5 protein-coding genes are annotated in these 7009 nt (G+C 33.9%); all 5 read left to right on the forward strand.

Annotation, left to right across the window (positions count from 1 at the left end; genetic code table 11):
* Window positions 1-246 precede the first annotated feature (246 nt).
* Window positions 247-1857, forward strand: coding sequence for a CTP synthase (locus tag GOQ24_RS13205; protein WP_155091483.1), 1611 nt, complete (start codon window positions 247-249; stop codon window positions 1855-1857).
* 69 nt (window positions 1858-1926) lie between these two features.
* Window positions 1927-3831: a membrane protein insertase YidC gene (gene yidC, locus GOQ24_RS13210; RefSeq protein ID WP_155091484.1), complete on the forward strand. Its 1905-nt coding sequence runs from the start codon at window positions 1927-1929 to the stop codon at window positions 3829-3831.
* Between the two features lie 56 nt (window positions 3832-3887).
* Window positions 3888-4697 carry a pyrroline-5-carboxylate reductase gene (proC, locus tag GOQ24_RS13215; protein WP_155091485.1) on the forward strand — a complete coding sequence of 270 codons (810 nt, stop codon included), beginning with the start codon at window positions 3888-3890 and terminating at the stop codon, window positions 4695-4697.
* A gap of 106 nt (window positions 4698-4803) precedes the next feature.
* Window positions 4804-6021, forward strand: coding sequence for a tRNA 2-thiouridine(34) synthase MnmA (gene mnmA, locus GOQ24_RS13220; RefSeq protein WP_160339909.1), 1218 nt, complete (start codon window positions 4804-4806; stop codon window positions 6019-6021).
* Entirely contained in the window at window positions 6021-6977 is a 957-nt protein-coding gene (locus GOQ24_RS13225; RefSeq protein ID WP_258204735.1) for an NAD(P)H-dependent flavin oxidoreductase, read from the forward strand. Before mnmA ends, GOQ24_RS13225 begins: the two co-directional genes overlap by 1 nt.
* The last annotated feature ends 32 nt before the right edge of the window (window positions 6978-7009 follow it).

The following is a 7009-nucleotide window of genomic DNA, read 5'->3' on the forward strand; positions in this document are numbered from 1 at the left end:
TATTGAATGAGTTCGATAAAAAGTGTGAATAAAATGATAAATTATTGACTTAATAGTATTCAAAGTCATTGAAACTCAAAGTTTATAAGTACTTTGCGTGTTTTAGTTGTATTTAAAAATAGCATTAACAATGCCTTTTATTATTGACTAAAGCTGTTTTTAGGTCTATTAAAATTAGAAGAATAGTTCTAAAAGTTGTATTTTTGCCCCGTTTTATTCTTAACAACACAACAAATTAAAATCTAAATGAAACAAACAAAGTATATTTTTGTTACTGGAGGAGTTACATCTTCACTAGGTAAAGGAATTATTGCAGCGTCCCTTGCTAAACTATTACAAGCGAGAGGGTATTCGGCTACTATTCAAAAGTTTGACCCATATATTAATGTTGATCCAGGAACACTTAATCCTTATGAACATGGGGAGTGCTTTGTTACAGATGATGGAGCTGAGACAGATTTAGATTTAGGGCATTATGAAAGATTCTTAAATGTACCTACATCACAGGCTAATAATGTTACAACAGGGCGTGTATATCTTTCTGTAATAGAGAAGGAGAGAAGAGGTGAGTTTTTAGGTAAGACTGTACAAGTAGTCCCTCATATTACAAATGAGATTAAAGAACGCATGCAGCTTTTAGGCAAATCAGGAGATTACGATATCGTAATTACTGAGATTGGTGGTACAGTAGGAGATATTGAATCGCTACCTTATATAGAGTCTGTACGTCAGTTATTATGGGAATTAGGAGACAATAATGCAATTGTTGTTCACTTGACATTAGTGCCTTATTTGGCTGCAGCTGGTGAACTTAAAACGAAACCAACTCAACACTCAGTAAAAACACTGATGGAAAGTGGTATTAAAGCAGATATTCTTGTTTGTCGTACTGAGCACAACTTAACTACAGAAATACGTCAAAAATTAGCACAATTTTGCAACGTAAAACCTGAAGCAGTTATCCAGTCTATTGATGCAGACACCATTTATGAAGTGCCAAACTTAATGCTTCAAGAAGGTTTAGATAAAGTAGCACTTAAGAAATTAGATCTACCTGAGAAGACTACACCTGATTTAATTAAGTGGAATGAGTTTTTACATAGATTAAAAAACCCAAAACACGTAGTAAATATTGGTTTAGTTGGTAAGTATGTTGAACTACAAGATTCATATAAGTCAATCTTAGAAGCTTTAGTACACGGTGGAGCAGAGAACCAAAGTAAAGTGAATATTATTTCTATTCAATCTGATAATATCAATGCTAATAATGTAAGTGAAAAGTTGAATAACTTAGATGCTGTATTAGTAGCACCTGGTTTTGGTTCAAGAGGAATTGAAGGAAAGATAGAGACAGTAAAATTTGTTAGAGAAAATAAAATACCTTTCTTGGGAATTTGTTTGGGAATGCAGATGGCTGTCATAGAATATGCTCGCAATGTATTAGGATTTGCTGGAGCAAATACTACAGAAGTGAATGAAAGTACTCAGTATCCAGTGATTACTTTTATGGAAGAACAAAAAAATATTACAGATAAAGGAGGTACAATGCGTCTTGGAGGATGGGATTGTAAATTAAAAGAAGATTCTAAAGTATTTAATATCTATGGTGAGAGTTTAATTAACGAACGTCACCGTCATAGATATGAATTTAATAACCAATACTTAGAAGAATTCGAAAAAGGTGGTATGACAGCAGCTGGATGGAATCCTGAAACAGGATTAGTAGAAGTTGTTGAGATAGAAAATCACCCGTTTTTTATTGGTGTACAATTTCACCCAGAATACAAAAGTACTGTGGCAAAACCACATCCTTTATTCGTTAGTTTTGTGAAAGCAGCAATTGAGAACAAGAAATAATATTCTACTCTTAATTCGCTCTTTAGATAGATAATTACAAAAATCATTTGATCAATTACAAATTAAGTAATGGAAGAAAAAAAATTAGATCGTAACAGTATTGTCGGCTTTATTATTATAGCTGGTTTGCTTATTTGGATGATGTTAAACAACATCAATAATGAGAAAGAATCTATTAAAAAAGATGCTGAAGTAGCTCAAAAAGAAGTTGTAGCAAAGGCAGAGTCTGAAAAAATTGAAACTGCTATTTCTACGCATACTCAAAGCGATTCATTAATGAATGAATCTCTTCGTGCAACATTAGGCCAATTTGCATACAGTGCTACGTTACCTTCTGCACAAGGCGGAAATACTGAACTTAAAAGTGAGTTCCTAACTCTTGTAGTAGAGAATAAAGGAGGAGCTTTAAGTAAAGTTATTGTTAATGACGAAAAGAGATTTAGTAAAACATCAGATGAGATTGTATCTCTAATTAGTGATAACAACTCTAATTTCAACTTAGAGATTCACACAACTGATAACAGAGTATTCAATACAAAAGATTTATACTTTGAACCAGAATTAACTAAAGAAGGAGAGAATCAAGTATTATCAATGAAATTAAAAGCATCTGATAATCAATTCTTAGAATATCGCTATGTGCTTAAACCAAGTGATTATATGATTGACTTCTCAATCCGTACTCAAGGTTTAAATAAGATAGTTGATTTAAGCAAGACTCCTCAATTAAACTGGGAATTGAAGTCATTTAGAAATGAGAAAAGTATCTCTTATGAAAATAGATATACCCGTTTATACTACGAGTATGAGAAAGGTAAAGACAATGACTTAAGTCCTACAAGTAAATTAGATGAGAAAACAGTTAAAGATTTAACTTATGTTGCTTACAAACAACACTTCTTTACTTCTGTATTATTAACAGATAAAGCATTTACTTCTGCTAATCTTGTTTCTAAAAATTTAGTAAATGACGAGAAGGTAGATACTGTGTTTACAAAAGCATTTGCTGCTACAATGCCTTTAGAGTATACTAATGGGGAATTAAACTATGATATGAACTGGTTCTTTGGACCATCTGATTACAAGATTTTAAAATCTTATGATAAAAATCTTGATAATATTGTTCCACTTGGTTGGGGGATCTTTGGATGGTTAAACCGTTTCTTATTTATTCCAGTATTTGGATTATTAAGTTCTTTCCTACCATATGGTATTGCAATTATTATTTTAACTGTTTTAGTAAGATTGCTAATTTCTCCATTGACATATAAATCGTATTTGTCTCAAGCTAAGATGAAAGCTATTCGCCCAGAAGTTACTGAGTTGAATGAGAAATACAAAAATGACCCAATGAAGAAACAGCAAGAGACAATGGCTTTGTATTCTAAAGCTGGTGTGAATCCAATGGCTGGATGTATCCCTGCTATATTACAGATTCCAATTTTCTATGCTTTATTCCAGTTCTTTCCGTCTGCATTTGATTTAAGACAGAAATCATTCTTGTGGGCAGATGACTTATCATCTTATGACTCGGTATTGCATTTACCATTTAGTATTCCTTTTTATGGTGACCACGTAAGTTTATTCCCATTATTGGCTTCGATTGCAATTTTTATTTATATGAAAATGACTACAGGAGATCAACAAATGGCTGCACCTACACAAGAAGGTATGCCTGATATGGGGAAATTAATGAAGGTGATGATTTATATTTCTCCAATTATGATGTTATTCTTCTTTAATAACTATGCATCTGGTTTGAGTTTATACTACTTTATTTCTAACTCTATTACAATTGGTATTATGTATGTAATTAAAAACCATATTGTAAAAGAAGACAAGATTAAAGCAATCATTGAAGACAATAAAACAAAAAAACGTCCAAAAGGAAGGTTCCAACGTAAAATGCAAGAGATGATGGAACAAGCTCAAGAACAGCAAAAATTAAAAGAGCAACAAAACAAAAAGAAATAATCAATTATATTTAATATTTTTAACACCTCTGATCAAATTCAGAGGTGTTTTTTTTTATGAAAATTGCAATTGTAGGAATGGGAAACATGGGCAGTACTTTTGCCAATGGTTTTATAAACTCAAGGTTTATTAACCCAACAGATGTATTGATTTATACACGTTCAAAAAAGGTTTTAGAGGATAATAGAAATATTCACAAACTATCTTATCGATATGAATTGGATAGTGGTATCGCTACTTGTGATATTGTAATTTTAGCAGTAAAACCCCAAGACTTTTCTACATTAGCTGATGATTTAAAAAAATTTATACATCAAGATCAGATTATAGTTTCGGTAATGGCTGGAGTCTCAATTGATCGCTTGAAAAAGGATTTACTGGTAACTAAAATAGTACGCTCGATGCCAAATCTGCCAACACAAATAGGAAAAGGAATGACTGTGTTTACTGCTTCAGAAGAGTTGGATAGAAAAGAGTTGTTCATTATACAAAATTTGATAAATACAACTGGTAAATCTGTTTATGTATTAGAAGAGCATAAAATAGATGCGGCAACTGCTATATCAGGTAGTGGTCCTGCTTATGTATTTTATTTTATGGAAGCAATGATACAAGCTGCAATTTCTTATGGTTTTGAACCTTCACAAGCCGAGTTATTAGTAAAACAAACCATATCAGGTGCTCTTGGTTTGTATGAGGCAAACTCGTTATCTACACAAGATTGGATTGCTAAAGTATCTTCTAAGGGAGGGACTACAGAGCAAGCAATTAAATATTTTAATGAAGAAGATATCTTACAAAAGTTAGTAGAAGGAGTTAATAGAGCAAAAGCACAGTCAGAGTTACTGGGCAAACAAACTAAGTAAGAAAAATAGATTTTATCTATAGTTAAATCATAATTATAAGATAAGATAAATTCAAAAGCTTTTTGTATTGCGGCATTTCTTGTAAATTTGCCACAATATTTTTATTATGAAGAAAAGAGTAGTAGTAGGTCTTTCGGGAGGTGTAGACTCAAGTGTCGCAGCTTATTTACTGAAAGAACAAGGGTATGAAGTTATTGGGCTCTTCATGAAAAACTGGCACGATGATTCTGTGACAATTTCTAATGAATGTCCATGGTTAGAAGATAGCAACGATGCTTTAATGGTCGCTGAGAAGCTTGGAATTCCATTCCAAACAGTAGACTTAAGTGAACAATATAAAGAGAAGATTGTAGATTATATGTTTAAGGAGTATGAGAATGGTCGTACCCCTAATCCAGACGTATTGTGTAATCGCGAGATTAAGTTTGATGTATTTATGAAAATTGCATTGAGCTTAGGAGCGGACTACGTAGCTACAGGTCATTATTGTCGTAAGGATGAACAAGTGATAACAAAAGATGATGGTACACAAGAGACAGTGTATAAATTATTAGCAGGAGTAGATCCTAATAAAGACCAATCTTATTTCTTATGTCAGTTATCACAAGAGCAATTAGCTAAGGCATTATTTCCTGTAGGGAAGTTGTTAAAGCCTGAGGTCAGAGAGATAGCAGCCAAGATGAATTTAATCACAGCTGATAAGAAAGATTCTCAAGGATTGTGTTTTATTGGAAAAGTGAGATTACCTGAGTTCTTGCAACAACAGTTGCAAAGAAAAGATGGTCTTATCTATGAAATAGCAAAGGATTCACCAATTTACAATAAAGAACAAGCAGAAGCTGAGGCTGTATCTCTAGAAGAGACGCTGTATAATGAAGCTAAATCTATTGTATATGCTCCTGAGATGGGTAAAAAAGTAGGAGAGCACTTTGGAGCTCACTTCTTTACTATCGGTCAACGTAAAGGGCTAAATGTAGGAGGAACAGCAGAACCCTTGTTTATTATAGGTACTGATGTGAAAGAGAATATCATTTATACTGGACAAGGAAGCGATCACCCAGGGTTGTTTCACAAGGCATTATTTGTAAAAGAATCGGAAATACATTGGATTAGAGAAGATCTGGCATTGCAAGAAGGAGAAACAATGTCTATATTAGCACGTATAAGATATCGCCAACCGTTGCAAAAAGCAACATTACACAAAGTGAAAGAGGGGATGTATGTGCGTTTTGACCAACCGCAATCTGCAATTACAGAAGGACAATTTGTATCTTGGCATATCGAAGACGAACTTATCGGTTCGGGTGTAATTTCGAAACTATAATCAACCAAAATACAATGAAGAATAAAATAGTAGAACTTTTTAATATCCAGTATCCTATTGTACAGGGGGGGATGATATGGAATAGTGGCTATAAATTGGCCAGTGCAGTGAGTAATGCAGGTGGTTTAGGACTTATAGGCGCGGGGTCTATGTATCCAGACGTATTGCGAGAGCATATTCAAAAGTGCAAGAAAGCTACAGATAAACCTTTTGGGGTAAATGTCCCTATGCTATATCCTAATATCCAGGAGATTATGGACATTATTGTAGAGGAAGGCGTGAAGATCGTTTTTACTTCTGCAGGTAATCCTAAAACGTGGACTTCTTTCTTAAAAGAGCATGGTATCACTGTGGTACACGTAGTTAGCTCCTCTAAATTTGCTTTAAAAGCACAAGAGGCCGGGGTGGACGCTGTAGTAGCAGAGGGCTTTGAGGCTGGAGGTCACAACGGTAGAGAAGAAACTACAACACTGACATTAATCCCAATGGTGCGAGAGAAGATTGATATCCCTTTAATTGCAGCAGGTGGAATAGCTACAGGTAGAGGAATGTTAGCTGCTATGATATTAGGTGCAGATGGAGTACAGATGGGAACGCGATTTATAGCATCCGAGGAGAGTTCTGCACATGACAACTTTAAGAATCTACTCTTAAATGTACAAGAGGGAGATACGACTTTAACTTTAAAAGAACTTGCTCCTGTACGCTTAATCAAGAATGAGTTTTATACAGGGTTACAAGAATTATATGCAAGATGTGCTACTGTTGAAGAATTAAAAGAATACTTAGGCAGAGCAAGAGCTAAAAAGGGAATGTTTGAAGGAGATTTAGTAGAAGGGGAGTTAGAAGTCGGACAGATCTCTGGATTAATTCACAAAATCGAACCTGTTGCTGATATTGTAAAGAATGTTATTGCAGAGTTTGAAATAGCCAAAAAAGAAGTAGCTCATTTTTAGTGAGAAATGAATAATAGAGAGTCATACAGTGT

Source organism: Myroides sp. LoEW2-1, from assembly GCF_009767705.1.
Taxonomy (GTDB): Bacteria; Bacteroidota; Bacteroidia; order Flavobacteriales; family Flavobacteriaceae; genus Flavobacterium; species Flavobacterium album_A.